This is a genomic window from Pandoraea pnomenusa, from assembly GCF_000767615.3.
Classification (GTDB): Bacteria; Pseudomonadota; Gammaproteobacteria; order Burkholderiales; family Burkholderiaceae; genus Pandoraea; species Pandoraea pnomenusa.
In genome coordinates this window covers 1405412-1421816 of the sequence record NZ_CP009553.3, presented here as the reverse complement: position 1 = coordinate 1421816, position 16405 = coordinate 1405412, and the positions used below count along the sequence as shown (strand labels likewise).

15 protein-coding genes and 1 pseudogene are annotated in these 16405 nt (G+C 65.9%); 7 read left to right on the top strand and 9 right to left on the bottom strand.

All coding sequences use genetic code 11. From position 1 onward, the window contains the following. The first annotated feature begins 40 nt into the window (after positions 1-40). Positions 41-829: a peptide-methionine (S)-S-oxide reductase MsrA gene (gene msrA, locus LV28_RS30520; RefSeq protein ID WP_081326827.1), complete on the top strand. Its 789-nt coding sequence runs from the start codon at positions 41-43 to the stop codon at positions 827-829. Between the two features lie 5 nt (positions 830-834). On the opposite strand, the gene LV28_RS30515 is transcribed toward msrA, so the two are convergent. From LV28_RS30515 to LV28_RS30490, 6 genes are all read right to left on the bottom strand, one after another. After that, positions 835-1137: a VOC family protein gene (locus LV28_RS30515; RefSeq protein ID WP_231113315.1), complete on the bottom strand. Its 303-nt coding sequence runs from the start codon at positions 1135-1137 to the stop codon at positions 835-837. 240 nt (positions 1138-1377) lie between these two features. Beyond that, positions 1378-2061: a helix-turn-helix transcriptional regulator gene (locus LV28_RS30510; protein WP_023594850.1), complete on the bottom strand. Its 684-nt coding sequence runs from the start codon at positions 2059-2061 to the stop codon at positions 1378-1380. A gap of 44 nt (positions 2062-2105) precedes the next feature. Further along, complete coding sequence (locus LV28_RS30505; protein WP_038621426.1) at positions 2106-3368, bottom strand: c-type cytochrome; 1263 nt, start codon at positions 3366-3368, stop codon at positions 2106-2108. Between the two features lie 185 nt (positions 3369-3553). Beyond that, entirely contained in the window at positions 3554-4294 is a 741-nt protein-coding gene (locus tag LV28_RS30500) for a (2Fe-2S)-binding protein (RefSeq protein ID WP_023594847.1), read from the bottom strand. After that, the gene (locus LV28_RS30495) at positions 4291-7284 is read right to left on the bottom strand and encodes a xanthine dehydrogenase family protein molybdopterin-binding subunit (RefSeq protein WP_023594846.1); all 2994 of its coding nucleotides are present in this window, start codon (positions 7282-7284) and stop codon (positions 4291-4293) included. The genes LV28_RS30500 and LV28_RS30495 overlap by 4 nt, the downstream gene beginning before the upstream one ends. Before the next feature lie 589 nt (positions 7285-7873). Next, positions 7874-8389 (bottom strand): GNAT family N-acetyltransferase, encoded by a 516-nt coding sequence (locus tag LV28_RS30490; protein ID WP_029754745.1) that lies wholly within the window; start codon positions 8387-8389, stop codon positions 7874-7876. A gap of 135 nt (positions 8390-8524) precedes the next feature. Here LV28_RS30490 and LV28_RS30485 point away from each other — a divergent pair, with 135 nt between their 5' ends. Beyond that, positions 8525-9115: a helix-turn-helix domain-containing protein gene (locus LV28_RS30485; RefSeq protein WP_023594844.1), complete on the top strand. Its 591-nt coding sequence runs from the start codon at positions 8525-8527 to the stop codon at positions 9113-9115. Beyond that, a pseudogene (locus LV28_RS49265) lies at positions 9115-9300 on the top strand (GNAT family N-acetyltransferase); the annotation flags it as partial. The gene LV28_RS30485 and the pseudogene LV28_RS49265, both read left to right, overlap by 1 nt. An 84-nt stretch (positions 9301-9384) precedes the next feature. Here LV28_RS49265 and LV28_RS30480 read toward each other — a convergent pair. Continuing rightward, positions 9385-9693: a DUF4148 domain-containing protein gene (locus tag LV28_RS30480; RefSeq protein ID WP_058371628.1), complete on the bottom strand. Its 309-nt coding sequence runs from the start codon at positions 9691-9693 to the stop codon at positions 9385-9387. A gap of 684 nt (positions 9694-10377) precedes the next feature. Here LV28_RS30480 and LV28_RS30475 point away from each other — a divergent pair. Then, positions 10378-11016 (top strand): GntR family transcriptional regulator, encoded by a 639-nt coding sequence (locus LV28_RS30475; protein ID WP_023871991.1) that lies wholly within the window; start codon positions 10378-10380, stop codon positions 11014-11016. 77 nt (positions 11017-11093) lie between these two features. Here LV28_RS30475 and LV28_RS30470 read toward each other — a convergent pair whose 3' ends face one another. After that, entirely contained in the window at positions 11094-11645 is a 552-nt protein-coding gene (locus LV28_RS30470; RefSeq protein WP_023594841.1) for a DUF4019 domain-containing protein, read from the bottom strand. Positions 11646-11827: 182 nt separating this feature from the next. On the opposite strand from LV28_RS30470, the gene LV28_RS30465 reads away from it, so the two are divergent. After that, a complete protein-coding gene (locus LV28_RS30465) occupies positions 11828-13006 on the top strand; it encodes a GGDEF domain-containing protein (protein WP_023871993.1) in 1179 nt (392 codons plus the stop codon). Positions 13007-13073: 67 nt separating this feature from the next. Here LV28_RS30465 and LV28_RS30460 read toward each other — a convergent pair whose 3' ends face one another. After that, positions 13074-13793 (bottom strand): glutathione S-transferase C-terminal domain-containing protein, encoded by a 720-nt coding sequence (locus tag LV28_RS30460; protein ID WP_023871994.1) that lies wholly within the window; start codon positions 13791-13793, stop codon positions 13074-13076. A 173-nt stretch (positions 13794-13966) separates the two neighbouring features. Between LV28_RS30460 and LV28_RS30455 the strand changes: the two genes are divergently transcribed. Continuing rightward, positions 13967-14458, top strand: coding sequence for a DUF2471 family protein (locus LV28_RS30455; protein WP_024788871.1), 492 nt, complete (start codon positions 13967-13969; stop codon positions 14456-14458). A gap of 51 nt (positions 14459-14509) precedes the next feature. Beyond that, entirely contained in the window at positions 14510-16357 is a 1848-nt protein-coding gene (locus LV28_RS30450; protein ID WP_048806422.1) for a 3'-5' exonuclease family protein, read from the top strand. The last annotated feature ends 48 nt before the right edge of the window (positions 16358-16405 follow it).

Genomic DNA, 16405 nt, shown 5'->3' with positions numbered 1-16405 from the left:
ACCCTTGACCGAGGCGTCATCGCACGCCGGGAGCTTTCAGATGAAACCGTACGAATCACAGACTCGTTTGTCCGCAGCGCCGGATTCCGGCGTGACTTCCAGCTCGCATCCGACGTCGCGCGTGAGACGCGCCCTGCTCGGCGCCGCGGCCGTGGCGGCCGGGGTGCTGGCGTGGCAGGTCGGTGCGTATGCCTTTGGCGGAGCCGAATCCGCCGTCGAGATCGCCGCGCCCAGGATCGACGAGCCGCCGAGCGGCGCCCATACCGAGACGGCAGTGTTCGCCGGGGGCTGCTTCTGGGGTGTGCAGGGCGTGTTCCAGCACGTGAAAGGCGTGACGAAGGCAGAGTCCGGCTACGCGGGCGGCACTGCGAAAACGGCCAACTACGAGACCGTCAGCGGCGGCGCGACGGGGCATGCCGAATCGGTGCAGGTGACGTTCGATCCGCAGCAGGTTTCGTACGGCAAGCTGTTGCAGATCTACTTCTCCGTCGCCCACAATCCCACCGAAGTGAACCGCCAGGGTCCGGACACCGGCACGCAATATCGCTCCGCCGTGTTCCCGATGAGCGATGCGCAACGACGCGTCGCCGAGGCCTACATCGCGCAACTGAACGCAGCGCATGCCTACAGCAAGCCGATTGCGACGAAGGTCGAGAAGTACACGGGCTTTTATCCCGCCGAGGCGTACCACCAGGACTTCCTCACGGAGCACCCGACGTATCCCTACATCGTGATCAACGATCTGCCGAAGGTGAAGGACCTTGCCCGGCTGTTCCCGATGCAGTACCGTGATGCCCCCGTCCTCGTGAAAACCGCCTCGGCGAAGTGACCCCGTCAGGCGTTCGCGAGCTTGTACACGCGGATGCGGTGACCGTCGGGGTCGGACGCGACGAACGTGCGTCCGAAGTCCATGGTGGTGGGCACTTGCAAAATGGTGAGGCCGCGCGCGCTCCAGTCCTCCCACGTGGCGTCCACGTGGGCGTTGGACGCCACCGGAATCACGACCTCGCTGCCGCCGGGCGGGGCAATCACCGTGGGCTGCACCGCGAAGCGCGCCCACAGTCCGAGCTTCAGCCCCGAGGGAAACACGAACAATGCGAACCCGGGCGACGCCTCGACCGGCTCGAGGTCGAACAGATCGGCGTAGAACGCCGCGCTCTCGGGGGACTCGCAACATACAGATTGACCATGTTCGGGTGCAGCATGAGTAGCTCCTGTCGATAGGTTGGAATGACACGTCGCATCGATGGCAGACCGAACTTCCCGGGCCGTCGTGCGTTGTCATGAGCGCTATCGTACGAGGAGATACTGTCAGATTTTGTCAGCATCCGAACTCAGCCGCGAAACGCCGGCAACGGCGTTCCACAGGGCGCGGCATCACGTGTTGCCGATTGTCTCGCGCCATGATTTGAGCAGGGCGCGACGCCCGCGAGGGTAGCGCGAGGCGGTCACCGTCATGGCCTCGATGCGGTCGGCGCGAAAATGCCGGAAGCCGTCGCGCAGTTCGCACCAGGCAACGATCATGCGCACACGCTCGAAGAAGCCGAGTGCAAAAGGCCAGACGATGCGCTCGGACAACCGTCCGGCTTCGTCGCGATAGGCAAGATGGAGTTTGCGCTCGGCGCGAATGGCCTCGCGAATGACCGTCAGGTCGACGATCATGGGCGGAAGCGGATCGCCCGGGCCGATCAGCAGGGTCGACGCCTCGAGCGACGCGCGCAGATCCGAGGGCAGCACCGCCGCAATCTTCGCCAGGGCGTTGGCGGCCGCGTCGGCGAGTGCGCCGTCGGTACGCCTGGCAACCCAACGCGAGCCGAGCACGATCGCCTCGATCTCCTCTTCCGAGAACATCAGCGGCGGGAGCATGAACCCGGGCTTGAGCACGTAGCCCAGCCCGGGCGCACCCTCGATGTCCGCCCCCTGCGCCTGCAGCGTGGCAATGTCCCGGTACAGCGTGCGCAGGCTCACGCCAAGCGAGTCGGCCAGCGCGGCGCCCGCCACCGGGTATTGGTGGCGGCGCAGCAGTTGCATCAGGGAGAAGAGACGTTGTGTGCGTGACATGGCGCGTCATTATGCGCCATGTCTTCGCACGGGGCGGCGACCGGTTACTTCTGGCGCAACTGCCTGACGATCTCGGAATTGACGTCGCCCGCCTGACCACCGTAGGCCACGCGAAGATAGTTGCTCAATTCCGCGATCTGCGCATCGGTCAGCCGCTTGTCGAAGCCGGGCATGTCCTGCATCGCTTCGAGGCCCGGGAATTTCTGCGGCGCGATCCCGTCGAGAATCGTCACGATCAGGTTGTGCGGATCCTTTTGTCGTACCGTCGAATTCCCCTGCATCGACACCGCCACGTGTGGCTTTCCCGTGCCGTCGGCCGCGTGGCAACCGGCGCAGACGGCAAGATACAGGTTGCGTCCGGCCATCAATTTGCCGGTGTCGGGATGGTCCGGCAATGGTCGGGGCGCGGGTGGCGCGTCGCCGAGCAGATACGTCGAGAGCGCGCGCAGGTCGTCGGGCGTAAGGTACTGCGTGCTCAGATGCACGACCGGGTACATCTCCCCGAACGCCGAGCCCTGCGGCGCGATACCCGTGCCGAAGAACGTCTGCAGGTCCTTCACCGTCCAGCCGCGAGCGGCCAGCGCTTCCGGCGTCAGGTCGGGCGCGGCGATGCGCGCGAGCGAGGCGCCGCCCAGCGGCTTGGCACTGTCGAGCTGGCCGAACGTGCCGCGCGGTGTGTGGCACTCCGCGCAATGGCCCAGCGCATTGGCGAGGTAACGCCCGCGAAGCCAGTCCGCCGACTGCCCCTTCGACGCATCGGGCAAGGTGTCCTTGAGAAACATCCAGTCCCACACACGCATGCCGAAACGAAGGGTGTAAGGGAACGACAGCGCATGCGGGCGATTGGGTACGGCCGCCGGCTTCACCGACATCAGGTACGCGTAAATGGCGTCGCTGTCGGCGCGCGACATCTGCCTGTACGACGTGTATGGCATGGCCGGATACAACGGCTTGTCCGGGGCCTTGCCGTCATGAAGCGCCCGGTAGAAATCGTCCGACGTCCAGCCGCCAATGCCGTTCGTCTTGTCCGGCGTGATGTTGGTGCCGTAGAACGTGCCGAACGGCGACTTGAGCGGCACGCCGCCCGCGAACGGCGCACCGTCCGCGCTGGTGTGGCACGCCGCGCAGTCGGCCGCGCGCGCGAGGTATCGGCCGCGCGCGATCGTCTCCGGCGATGCGCTCGCGGCGGGCGCTGCCACCGCAGGCGACACCGGTGTGGAAGCCGTGGAAGGCGTGGATGCCGCCGCCGGTGCCGGTGCCGATGCAGCGGAGGACGCCGCGGACGCATTCGGTGCATCGGCGGCCATCGCGCTCGTGACGAGCGAGGGCATCATCGATGTCTTCGGCCTGGGCGGTTGCGCGGGCCCGGGCGGCTTGGGCACGTTCGAGTCGTTGCACGCGGCAACGAGCAACACCGACGTCAGCCACGCGGCGCGGGCGCCCCAGCGCGTGACGCGATTCAGGCTCATGGCGTATCCCCTCATCTCGCGCCTCATTTTGCATCCTTGACGCAGCCGGGCGTCTTGAGAACGACCTCGCGCACGGCCTCGTAGTAGCGCACGTATCCCGTGCACCGGCAGATCTGGTCGTTGAGACCTTCGGTGATCGCCGCTTCGAGATCGGCGCGCGCGACCGGATTGCGCTTGAGCCGCTCGATAAGCACCGTGGCCGCGTTGACGAAGCCCGGCGTGCAATAGCCGCACTGGAAGCTGAAATGATCGAGGAACGCCTGCTGGATCGGGGCCAGCGCGAGCTTGCCGTCGGCGTCGCGCGTGGCGTGCCCCTCCACCGTGCGCACAGTCTTGCCGTCGAAATAGTTCGCGCCGGTGATGCACGTCCGCACGGTCTCGCTGCTGCCGTCCGCATGATCGACGATCACCACGCAAGCGTGGCAGATCCCTTGCCCGCACCCCAGGCGCGAGCCGGTCAGCCCCAGCGTTTCGTGCAGATAGTCGATCATCATGAGGCCCGCGGGTACGTCCGTGGGACCGTGCGTCACGCCGTTGACCTTCACGGTCACGGGCAGCGTCTCCCAAGGCTTCGTGCCGCTCGCGGGCGCTGCGGCCGGGGCTGCGGCGGCACTCGCCGAGGCCGGTGCCGACGGCGCCGATGCAGCGCTCGCGTGGCCGGTCGGAAGGGGTGCGGCGCTGGCAGCGCCGGCAGCGCTCACGGCGTCCGACGCAGTCTGGGGTGCGCCGGTTGCGCTGCTCGCGCGGGTTGCTGTGTCCGTCATGCCAGTACCTCCTGGATCTTCTCCGGCGTCACCGGCAAGTCTGTAAATCGATGGCCGATCGCATGGGCCAGGCCATTCACGATCGCGCCCACCACGGGAATCATCACCACTTCGGCAATGCCCTTGGGCACATCGGTTTCGGTAATCGGGGGCAGCACTTCCCCCGTTTGCGTCCATACGGCGACGTCGACCGCGCGCGGCAAGTGGTAGCGGTTGAAGTTCCACGTGCCGTTGCCGGGGCCGTCTTCGTAGAGCGGCAGGTATTCGTGCAACGCGTGGCCGATGCCCATGGCGAGGCCGCCCTGCAGTTGCCCGGACACAAGCTGCGGCGAAATCTGATTGCCACACTCCATGATCGAATGATGCGCGAGCAACTCGACCTTGCCCGAGGCCTCGTGCACGGACAACTCCACGAGCGTGCCCACTGCGCTGTAGTAAGTCACGGCCGCGTTGTTGCGCTGGACCGGCGGGTAGTACACACGCTTGCGGTCCAGTGTGCGATAGCCGGTACCGGGCGTGGGCGCCGCGACCTGCTGGCCCGCCGAACCGGCGTTGGCGGGCGGCGCCCCCCTCGCGCCATGCGATCCCGCCGCGGCGGCCGCAGCGACCGCGGAGGTTGCGGATTTCGCGGGGGCATTGCCGCTGCGATGCGCGCCTTTGGCCGCGGGGGTCTGCGTAGCGGGGGGCTGCGCCGCCACCGCGGCGGCATTCGCGCCGCCCTTGCCGTAGCGTAACGAGATGCCGTCGACCGGCAGGCGCTGAATTGTACCGTCGCCCAGATCCCAGTCAGCTTCGGCCCACTGCCAGCGGTTGAACACGTGCACCGTTGCCCCCGTCACCAGCCCCAGCGCATGCGCGGTCCTGGCGAGCAGGGCCATCGGCAACGCTTCGAGACCGGCGGCCGAGAGCTTGCCCTCCACCCAGCGCGCATCTTCGGCACGCACCACGAGCGGTGCGGCCTGACCGCCGCCGAGCCCACGACGCCAGATCGACAGCGCCGCCGGCCACAGCCCCTGCAGGAATACCAGACGCGCCGCCTCGCGCGTGCTGTGCGTGAAATAGAACGCGGAATTCGTCGCGCTCGAGGGCGACGCGTATCCAGGCGACCAGCGCGGATTCGCGGCAAGCCGGTCCTGATCGGCCTGCGACATGAGATACGGATCGCCGCTGGTCACGACCGGTAACTCCGGCCAGTCGGTGATGGCGATATGGACGTCCGTGGCCGGCATGCCGAGCCACTTCGCCACGGCCACGGCCTGCGACGTGGAGGTCCCCGTGCCGATCTCGGCAGCAGTGTGATGCAGCGAGATGCGGCCCGCCTCGTCGAATTCCACGCGCGCGAACGACGTCTCCGCGCCGGTGCCGAAGTCCTTTTGCACGCAGGCGAAGCCCACGCCATAACGGCGGCCCGGGTGCGCGGCCTCGTACTCGGCCTTCTTCTTGTCGCGTTGCGTCCACAGCGGATGCGCCTTCGCCCGCTCGAGTACCTCGTCAACCCGCACCGCGCCCGCCGGAATCGCGCCCTGCGTATTCTTCATGCCCGAGCGCAATGCATTCTTCAGACGGAAATCGATCGGATCGACGCCCAACTGCGCGGCCATCTCGTCGATCATCATTTCCGTGGCGGCCATCGACTGCAAAGTGCCGTAGCCGCGCGCGGAACCCGCATCGATCGCGCGCGAGGCAATCGCCACGCTCGCCAGATCGCTCTTCGGGAAGTAGTAGATCGATTGCGCCGCCGTGGCGCCGACCATCGCCACCGACGGCGAGAAATTCATCCGGCCGCCGCCATTGCACTCCATATCGGCGGCGAACGCCTGGAGCATGCCGCTCTGCTTGTCCACGCCCATGCGATAGCGCATGGTAAAAGCGTGACGCTTGAGCGATGTCTGGAACTGCTCGTAGCGGTCGTTGGCGAGCCGCACGGGCAGGCCGTCGCCGTAGAGCGCCGCCGCCAGACCGTAGAACGGCATGTTGTAGTGGTCCTTCGATCCGTACCCCACCGTGTAGCACGGGTACACGATCAGGCGCTTCACGGGAAAGCGCCCCTTGGCGGCCATGGCCGCCGCGTTCTCCGAGACTTCCGACGGCGATTGCGTCGGCACGACCATGTGCAGCGTCTGCGTGGCGCTGTCGTACCAGCAGTTCGCGTTATCGGGCTCGAGCGCCGCGGTGTCGATCGACTGCGTACGGTATTCGCGCGACATCACCAGCCAGTTGGCCGGCGGATTGCGCAGCGACGCGTCGATCGTGCCGGCGTGGGCCATTCCCTGCTCGTCGAGCTTGCCGTGATCGTTGCCGTCCGGCCAAACCGGCAAGTGCTTGCGCATCATGCTCGGGAAAATGGGCGCATCCTTCAGGCTCGAATACACGTCGTCGTCATAGGCCGTGTTGCCGCCCACGCGAACATATCGGAAGCTGCCCCACGGGTCACGCTCCAGCGGGCCGGTCACGTCGCCGTAGCGAATGATTTCGTCGTGGAACTTGAGCCTGTCCTTGGCGAATCGGAAGCGCGTGAAGTCGCGATAGATCAGGATCGCCACCGCGTGACCGAGATAGGCGGGCGTCTTGCCCGCCGGCAACAGCATGTCGTCGCCATAGAATTCGGGGAACGCCACGCCGTCGCGAACGAGATCCTCGGCCGTCACGATGCGATCCGGTTGCAGGCCGTCGTCGAGCCGCGAGAGATCGAAGCCGAGGTAGGGGCGGTCGGCGCGCGTGACGCGCAGCACGAACGCATGGGCCTGCTGCGCGGGCCAGCCCGGCATATCGCGCGCACGGACATCGCGCGCGAAGATCTTCGCGCCAGTGACCTTCGCCGTGCCGTCGATACGGAACCGGGCCTGTCCCTTGGCGGCGTCCCATGCCACGGGCGTCAGGTTCTTCTCCTCGAACAGCGCGGCGAACGCCCGGCTGCCCAGCGGCGCAATGTACACCGAAATGCCCGCGATCACCGAGGCCTTGAGAAAACCGCGACGTGTCAGAGCCATGCCCGGCGCCGTATCGGGCGAGGTTTCGGGTGCTGCGCAGTCGGGGGAAGATGCGAAGGTGGCTGAAGCGGCATCGGGACGAGCGTCTTCGCTCGACACAGCCGCAGGAGGACAGTGTTTTCTTGGCATGCGCGGCATAAGCGTTCCGTCCGTCTTGTTTTTGGGGGACCGTCACGTCACGAAGCACGATTGCGGGGCTCGCGCGGAGCCAACGCGCTCAAAACAGCACGGCAACGATCACGGGGCCAATTCCTCAGGACTCCGTCGGAACGACGTCGCCGACGCACGGTACCCATTCATAACGCGTGACATTCACCTGCCGTGATGCGCTCGTGAGGTTCTATGAGAACACGCTTCATGAGTGACACCGGACGTTTCAAGGCTACACGCCGAGTTCCGGATTGACAAGATTGGACGTGGTGCACTGCGTGAGAACGCACGCCCCGGGCGCCGTGCGGCGGGCCGCGTGACCGGGGTGCGCGAGCCGTATTCGATCGGCGTGATAACGCCTATGCGAGAGGAGAAATGCCGCTGTATCCGCCGGGACACAGCGGCACGCGATGATGATGCGGTGCGAGCTACCGCACCATCAGTCGATACGCAGTTCCATGCACGTCAGATCGAGCCAGCGTCCGAACTTGATGCCGACTTCGCTGAAGGTGCCGACGATCCGAAAGCCAAGCTTTTCGTGCAGCTTGATCGAAGGCGCGTTCCGCGCTTCGATGCTCGCGATCATCACGTGAACCTTCCGAGCGCGGGCGCGTTCGATCAGCGCGCGCATGAGTGTCTCGCCCAGGCCGCCCCCGCGCGCGTGTTTGTCGATGTAGATCGAGTGCTCCACGGTATGGCGATAGCCGTCGAACGCGCGCCAGTCGCCAAACGACGCATAGCCGAGCACCTTGCCGTCCCGCTCGGCGACGATGACCGGAAATCCGCGCGCGACGCGCGCGGCGAGCCACTCGCGTCGATTCTCCACGTCGACGAGCACTTCGTTCCAGATGGCCGTGGTGTGCTCGACGGCGTCGTTGTAAATGTCGCGGATCACGGGAAGATCGGCGTCGGTGGCATCGCGAACGACGATCGAGGAATTCAACGAGGAAGTCATGGAAATGCCCGCAAGCGAGATGCCGTCGTCGACGGCGTGAACGGTGAAGCCCGATGTTGCCCGATGTCGCGTGATGACATCCGGGTACGATGCCATCCATTTTAGTGGAAATAAATTTCCAGTAAACTGGAAGGCATGGATATCAACGAACGCATTGCCCGTCGTGTGCGCGAACTGCGCAGCGAACACGGCTATTCTCTGGACGCGCTGGCCGAGCGCAGCGGGGTGAGTCGCTCGAGCATTTCGCTCATCGAGCGCGCCCAGACCAGCCCGACCGCCAACGTGCTGGACAAGCTCGCCTCGGCACTCGGCGTCACGCTCGCGTCCATGTTCGAGGCGCGCGTCGAGGAAGACGCCCCGCCCTCGCCGCTGGCCCGCCGCGCCGACCAGCCGGTGTGGACCGACCCCGACTCGGGCTACGTGAGACGCAACCTCTCGCCCGCCCAACCGTCGCCGCTGCAGTTCGTCGAGGTGCAGTTTCCCCCGGGCGAGCGCGTCGCCTATGACACCAGCGTACGAGACAACGAGGTCTGGCAACAGATCTGGGTCATCGAGGGCACCATCGAGATCTCGCTGGGCGACGCCAGCTGGCGCCTGGAGGCGGGCGACTGCCTCGCCATGCGGCTCGACCAGCCGATCGGGTTCCACAATCCCGCGAAGTCGACGGCGCGTTATCTCGTCGGACTCGTCACGCTGCCCTTCGTCCCGGCAAGGAGAGCCTCCTGATGTCGTTCCCGAACTCGTCGCACCCGGCCTCCCCGGTCCCCCGTTTCGAGGCCTCGCTGCATCGGCTCGACGGCGCCCAGGCGCTTGCCTGCGTCGAGGCGTTGACCGATGTACTCATTGATTGCGTGGAAGGCGGAGCCTCGGTGAGCTTCATGCGACCGCTCACCCGCGAGCGCGCTGGCGCAATGCGGCCCGGTGGGTCATGGGCCTGCATCAACGCCGAGATGCATGAGGCGTGCCGGGGGAAACCGGACGCGCCGGTGAGACGTTTAGTTGCCGAAGTAGGTCGTGCCCGCGCGTTGCAGGCCACCCACGGCACCCGCGGTGATCGGCGCGGCAGCGGTTGCCGATTGTGCGCCGGGGGCGGCCTTCGGATACACGGTATCGTGTTGAACGACCAGACCCGCCTTTTGTGCCTGGATCAGTTCGTCGCGAACCTGGGCACGGGTCAGCATGCTGGTTTGCGGCACCCACGAGAACTCCGAGGGACCGTCGAAGGCATCGCTGGCGAAAGCCGAACCGGCCGACACGGCCAACATGGCGGAAATCAGGGCAGAGGTAATAAGAGTGCGCTTCATGATGTTTCTCCTGTCTATTGAAAGGGGCGATGCTTGTTTCATCGTCGACAGTTAAATTTTATTAGTGCGCACTTTGATGATAAATATGACATTCAATAATCGTTTATTTCTTATTCAGCAATTATCGAATTGAAAGTGGGCCGTATGCGTTTCCACGTGCATGCGGCTCGTTGCCACGGGCGACGCCAATATCTGGTGCCTCGATCGCTAGCTCGACGCCGACGCCCGATTAACCATATTAAAAACATGGTTATGCCTTTCTGCTCCTTCCCGGCTTCGGCCACGTTCGTCGGTTATGGCAAGCCTATGTTTCGGTACCCGCAACGCCGGGGCAATGGGCATCCCCTCATCATGTAAGTGAGCGCGAACCTGCTACGGCGCGGGTTCGGGTACCGTTCGCCGAACGCAAACGACCCCATTGGGGAGCCCTCGCTTCGGAAACCGAAAGAATTGCGCAAAATTCGCCCTTCCGCGGCGCGTCGCACGCATGCTCCCGTGAACGTTGACGTATTGGGAACAGATTCCGGGAACGAATACGAATCTCGGTAGAATCCGCTCCGCCATGGCGGCGGCGTACGCCGGAGGAGACGATCACACGCCCCGCCCACGAGACGCCGGGCCGGCCCGTGGCGATCTCGTCGACGCACGCGGCGCGTGCACCGAACAACGGAAGACAAGCCTCAGATGAAAGCGCCCAGCAACCTGATCACTGGTGAAGTACGGACGAAGATCCGCAGCATGATTCTCGCCTCGGAGCTCAGACCGGGGCAGCGCCTGATCGAGGACGACCTGATCCAACGACTGGGCGTGGGCCGCACGCCGGTTCGGGAAGCCCTGCTCATTCTGCAAGGCGAGGGACTCATCGCCCGCAACCGCGGTTGGGAGGTCCAGGGCGCCGACCACCTGTCCGTTCGCGCCATCTTCGAAGGTCGGGAAGCCATCGAAGCCGAAGCGGCCCGACTGGCCGCGCGCAAGATCACCCCCTCGGCGTGCGACGCACTTGCCGCGCTCATCGAGCAAATGGAGCCGGACAGCGATACGCCGCGGCTCGCGCTCAATCGCCTGAACAGCGAGTTCCACGACCGGATCATGGCGGCCGCCGACAGCGCGGTGCTGGCGCAATTCCATGAACGCACGCAGTTCTACTATTGGGCGCTGCGTGTGCCGGTCATGTTCTCCGACGGGCAACTGCGCGCGACCAACGCCCAGCACCGGGAACTGCTCGCCGCGCTGCGCGCCGGTGACGAGGATCGCGCCGAAGACGTCGCGCGCGCCCACGTCGAGACCACGCGAGACATCGTGGAGCCGGCGCTGCCGCGCTGATGCGGCCGGTCGCGTCCGGTCGCATCCATTCACACCCGCACACCCCGGCGCCGCGACGGACACCGTCGTTCGCCCGGTCAGCGCACCTGATAACCGGCGACCCGCCAGCGGCCGTCGATGCCGAACACCATCGTCACCATCTCGTGCGCGTCGGCCTTGTTTTCGAACGACGTCTCGTACTGAATCACCACGTATTCGCCGTCCGGCTGTCCCGAAAGGTGGCGCGTGAAGATCGCGTCGCGGGTTTTACGTGTCTTGACCTTGCCTAGCGGCGTGCGCGCCGATTGCAGGCTTTGCGCCCAGCGCTCGGCCGTCACCGACTGCTGGAACACTGGCGCGGCTTGCTCCCAGCTTTGCTGGGCGCGGTTGACGTCCGTCAGGCCGAGCCAGAGGTTGGCGGCCTCAAGTGCGGGTCGGACGTCGCGATTGATGTCGACCGCAGGCGCGGACACGTTGCTCGCGGGACTGGAGAACAGAGGTGGCTGGGCCGAGCGACGCAGCATCGGCTCTTGCTGCGCGTGCGCTGAGGCGGCAATCAGGTTGCCCCCCGCGACGAGGGCGAGCACCAGCCCACGCCTTGCGGCGCGAAGTCGAAACCGGGGAAACGCATCGGGGTGGAACGTCGGCATTGGCGCGAACTCCTTGAATCGGGAAAAATCGGTCGGGCACATTCTACTGGGGCATGGCGTCGTTCGACGGGCAGCGAAAGCTGGCGAAGCGCATTGACGCACATCGGCGCACGCTTGCAACGCGCGCACCGGCGTACACTACAATGCTCATCAAATGTCTGTTCCCCCCGCCGGTCATCGCCATGTTGACGACCTCTTTGCTTGCGATCACTTCACTGCTCAGCTTCATGATGTTGCTGATCGTGGGCTCGCTGCTACGTTCACGCGTGGCAGGTGTACGCGAATGGTGCCTGGCCAACCTCGCCGTGCTCGTCTCCCTTCCATTGTTCGCGCTGCGCGGCGTGGTGCCCGATTTTCTCTCGATTCCCACGGCCAACGTGGCGCTGGCAGGGGGGCTGCTCCTCTATTACGCCGGGTGCGCTCGTTTCCTTGGTCGGCCACCGCACTGGCGGGTCCTGGCGGCTTTGCTTGCCGGGCTTTGCGCGGTGATGGTGCTCTGGCGCTACGGCTTCGACAGTCCGCAGGTCCGCGTGGTGGCGGTCTCGGCCTTCCATGCGTCGATCCTGCTGGCCATCGCCGTCATGATCCTCCGGCATGTGCCGCCGCGCCGCCCGCCTTACCACTATTGGCTGACGGCCGGACTGGCCACCGCGTTCGCGCTCGGGCACATCGTGCGCGGCCTGGTGTTCGGGCTCACGCCCGCGCCCGGCCCCGATCTGTTCGCGCAAACCGCATTCAATGCCGTCATGCTCGTCATCGGCTCGATCGTCATGCCGGCCATGACGATGGGCTCGGTGCTGATGATTCACGATGCCATGCTCGCCACCGCCGAGGAGGCCGCCAATCGCGACTACCTGACAGGCGCGCTCTCACGCAAGCACTTTGACCTGCTGGCACGTCAGGAAATGGCGAGGGCGCTCTCGCGCAGCCTGCCGCTGTCGATCGTGGTGATCGATCTCGATCACTTCAAGCAGATCAACGACACGCATGGCCACGCAGGTGGCGACACGGTGCTGCGCGAATTCGTGAAGCTGGTGCGCGACGCCCTGCGCGAAGGCGATGTGTTCGGGCGTCTGGGAGGCGAGGAATTCGCGGTACTGCTGCCGGGCACCGATACGCACGGCGCCATTCGCATCGCCGAACGCTTGCGCACGCAGGCAAGCCGGCATCTGGTGGCGGGTCCCTTCGGCGTATGCCATTACACGCTGAGCGGTGGCGTCGCGACGTGGCACGCACATGAAAGCCTCGAGGCCTTTTGCGCACGGGCGGACCGGGCCCTGTACGCCGCCAAGATCTCAGGGCGCAACCTCGTGCTCTCCGACGTGTTGCCGAGCGACGAGACCGCGCCCGAAGCCGGTTGAACCCGACGGCCGTGACGCCCCCGGCGGGCTCGGGGTCGATCGTACCTGGCGAGGCCGCGCCACGCCGTCAGGCGCGCACGGCGTCCTCCACGACGGGGAAGAATTCCCGACGCAATCGCTTCACGTAATCCATCAGATTCGGGTGCATGGCGATTTCGTCGCGCAATGTCATGTCGAAGTGCGGGGATGCCGCGGCGGCGATGAAGCCGAACGCCGTGGCGTCCGCACCGCACGGCGTGCTGCCGAAAAAGTAAGGTTTGTCGCCCAACAGTTGCGCCGCGGCCTGGGTGCCGCGCCGGAGCAACTGCGCCTGTTCCGGCGGCGTGAAGCGGCCCGTGCCCTGACCGTGCAGCGTATTGCGGATCTTGCGACGAATGAATGCCTGGGCCAGCGGACGCACCGGCCACGGCACCGCCTTGAAGAACGCGGCGGGCCCCTTGGCGAAGTTCGCGTCGTCGCACCAGCGCGCCTGCACCACGTGCCAATAGAAGTGATCCTCCAGCGCCTTTTCGAACATCCACGCAGCGCCACGCTGCGCGGGCGTGAGCGCCGCGTCGAAATCGAACCCGTACTTGCGCTCGATATGCAGCCGGATCAGCGTCGAGTCCGCCACGATTTCGCCATCGTCGTCGATGTAGGGCAGTTTGCCTTTGGGCGCGCGCCGAAATCCGCCGCGATCCGTCTGGTACGGCAGCCCCGCGAGCTTCAGGAGCATCTCGGCCTTGACGACGAACGGGCTCGCGTCGGGGAGCCCAAATGCCGGGCCGAACGTGTACAGGGTCAGCATCGTTTGGAAACTCCTGGCGGGATGAAAGCGCGTCACGGCGCAGAGTATTACACGCCGCGCGCCAGTGAGCGAGCCTGCACGACGCGAGGTGCAAGCCACCGCCGGCGTGTCGCATCGTGACTCGCGAACTGTGAATTTATACAGTATTATGTAGCCCATTCGAGGAACGTCTTATGGAAATCATCGACTGGGACCAACTGGCGCTGAGCGCCGCCGAGCGCGACCTTGCCGGCATCGTGCGCGAAATCGCGGTGCGCTACGCGCAACATCGCGCCAACGCACAGCATGAATCGCCGGACGTGGGCGAGAACGGTGCCGCCTCCGACGCCGAACCGGCGATGACGCTGGACTGGCGAACGCTGCTCGCGATCGCCGACGAGGCGGAGGCCGACATCGGCCTGCATGCACGGCACGAACCGTGGGTACTCGCGCGTTTGTTGCGCCTGCCTGGCGATGAGGCACTGCGCCGCGACGGCGATCTGCCGCCGCTCGATGCCCACGTGGACCTGCAATGGCCGGATGCGCCGGCACCGGCCGTTTTCCGCGCCATCGTCGCGGCGTTCGCCGGCGACGATCCGGCGGACGACGACGCACCGCTGCGCGCCGGGGCCTCCGTGCTGTCTGCCGCCGCGCGCTCCGGCAACCCCTCGTGCAACGCGTCGTGAGCGGCGCGTGCGACATGGACGAACGCAACCAGGCTAACGAGGGTCAGGCAAGTGCAAGATTTCGCGGTCGACGAGGCTAACGATTCCTTCCGCGAGGCGCCGGATCCGGATGCGCTGGCGCGCTCGCTGCCCGCAGCGATGGTCTTCGTCGATCTCGAGACAACGGGCGGCAATGCGCTGGAGGATCGCATCACGGAGATCGGCGTCGTCGAAGTCGGCCCGCATGGAATCGAGCAGTGGAGCACCCTGCTCGATCCGGCCGAGCCAATTCCGCCCTTCATCCAGCAACTCACGGGTATCACCAACGAAATGGTGCGTGGCCAGCCGTCTTTCGCCACGTTGGCGCAGGGGCTCGCCGAACGCCTTCACGGCAAGCTGTTCGTCGCGCACAACGCCCGCTTCGATTACGGTTTTCTCAAGAACGAATTCAAGCGCGCAGGCATTGCATTTCAGGCCGACGTCCTTTGCACGGTGCGCTTGTCTCGCCTTCTGTTCCCTTCGGCCGCCCGTCACGGGCTCGATGCCCTCATCGCCCGATTCGGCCTCACACCGATGGGTCGCCACCGCGCACTTGCCGACGCCGAACTGCTCTGGCAGTTCTGGCAGAAGCTCCACACGATCTACGCCCCCGAGCTGATCGAGCAGGCCGTCCAGCGCGTCACGAAGCGATCGAGCCAACCTCCCCAGTTGCCGGACGAAGCCATCGACGCGCTGCCGAGCCGCCCTGGCGTGTATCTCTTCTACGGCGAAGGCGATACGCTTCTCTACGTCGGCAAGAGCGTCGACATTCGCGCGCGGGTACGCTCGCATTTCTCCAGCGATCACCAGGTCGCGAAAGACCTGCGGATCTCGCAGGAGATCCGTCGCGTGGAAGCCCGGCCGACAGTGGGGGAACTGGGGGCATTGCTGCTCGAATCGCAGCTCGTCAAGCAGTTGCAACCGGTGCACAACCGCATGCTTCGTCGCGCATCCAGCCTCTACAGCTGGCAATTCCCGCCCGACACCGATACGCCGCGACTGGTGAGCGCGAAGACCGTCGACTTCGCCGATGCCCAGGCGTTGTTCGGTACGTTTTCATCTCGCACTCGCGCGGAGAGCGCCCTTCGTGCACTGGCCGACGAGCACCGCCTTTGCTGCGCGCAACTCGGACTCGAGAAGATCGCGCCCGGACGCCCCTGCTTCGGCTATCAGGTCAAGCGATGCGATGGCGTCTGCGTGGGCGAGGCGTCGCTTGAGGCGCACAACGAGCGCGTCCGCGAGGCGCTCGCCACGCTGCAACTGGAAACGTGGCCGTACGACGGCCCCATCGCCATCGAAGAGCATGGCCCCGGCGAACACGCGGCCGAGACGGCCTATCACGTCATCGACCGTTGGCAGTATCTGGGCAGCGTGACATCCGCCGACGCCCTCGACGGTCTGCTCGAACGCATGCCGGCCGTGACCGGCTTCGACCCCGACATCTACCGGCTGCTCGGCAGACGTCTTGCCGCTTCGGCGACGGGTCACTTCGCCGGGAAGCCCGGGAGTGTCGACAATCGCCGCGCACGCAGCGGGCGACCGGTCGGAACGACCGGGGGTGTCTCGGGAGGCGCTGCTGTTGAGGGCGCCGTTGAGGGCGCGGTTGAGAGCATGATTGAGCGCGCGGCAGGAAGCGCGGCGGCGAGCGCGGGCACGGGAAATGAAGATGCCGGCCGAAACGGCGAAGCACGCGCACCGGCGACGCGCAAACCGCTCGCGCCGCTGGTTGTCCTGCGCCTCATCCGGCCGACCTTTCGGCTGAGTCCGGACGATCCCCCCGAAGCCGTCGCGCCAAAACCACGCAGTATGGCGTTGCAGCGTCGCCGCCAGCCGTGTCCGGAAGATCCGGCACAACTGCGCCTTCCCTTCGACGCACACTGACCCGAAGGCCGCTGTCGGCCCCACAGTCCGTCCCATCCAGGCCTTTCC

Bases quoted from the DNA above. Each gene is read 5' to 3' on its own strand.
- LV28_RS30470 (WP_023594841.1), bottom strand. From the start codon at position 11,645: ATGCCGACGTTCCACCCCGATGCGTTTCCCCGGTTTCGACTTCGCGCC.
- LV28_RS30490 (WP_029754745.1), bottom strand. From the start codon at position 8,389: ATGACTTCCTCGTTGAATTCCTCGATCGTCGTTCGCGATGCCACCGAC.
- LV28_RS30455 (WP_024788871.1), top strand. From the start codon at position 13,967: ATGGAAATCATCGACTGGGACCAACTGGCGCTGAGCGCCGCCGAGCGC.
- LV28_RS30505 (WP_038621426.1), bottom strand. From the start codon at position 3,368: ATGGCCGCCGATGCACCGAATGCGTCCGCGGCGTCCTCCGCTGCATCG.
- LV28_RS30465 (WP_023871993.1), top strand. From the start codon at position 11,828: ATGTTGACGACCTCTTTGCTTGCGATCACTTCACTGCTCAGCTTCATG.
- LV28_RS30495 (WP_023594846.1), bottom strand. From the start codon at position 7,284: ATGGCTCTGACACGTCGCGGTTTTCTCAAGGCCTCGGTGATCGCGGGC.
- LV28_RS30500 (WP_023594847.1), bottom strand. From the start codon at position 4,294: ATGACGGACACAGCAACCCGCGCGAGCAGCGCAACCGGCGCACCCCAG.
- LV28_RS30510 (WP_023594850.1), bottom strand. From the start codon at position 2,061: ATGTCACGCACACAACGTCTCTTCTCCCTGATGCAACTGCTGCGCCGC.
- LV28_RS30485 (WP_023594844.1), top strand. From the start codon at position 8,525: ATGGATATCAACGAACGCATTGCCCGTCGTGTGCGCGAACTGCGCAGC.
- msrA (WP_081326827.1), top strand. From the start codon at position 41: ATGAAACCGTACGAATCACAGACTCGTTTGTCCGCAGCGCCGGATTCC.
- LV28_RS30460 (WP_023871994.1), bottom strand. From the start codon at position 13,793: ATGCTGACCCTGTACACGTTCGGCCCGGCATTTGGGCTCCCCGACGCG.
- LV28_RS30480 (WP_058371628.1), bottom strand. From the start codon at position 9,693: ATGAAGCGCACTCTTATTACCTCTGCCCTGATTTCCGCCATGTTGGCC.
- LV28_RS30475 (WP_023871991.1), top strand. From the start codon at position 10,378: ATGAAAGCGCCCAGCAACCTGATCACTGGTGAAGTACGGACGAAGATC.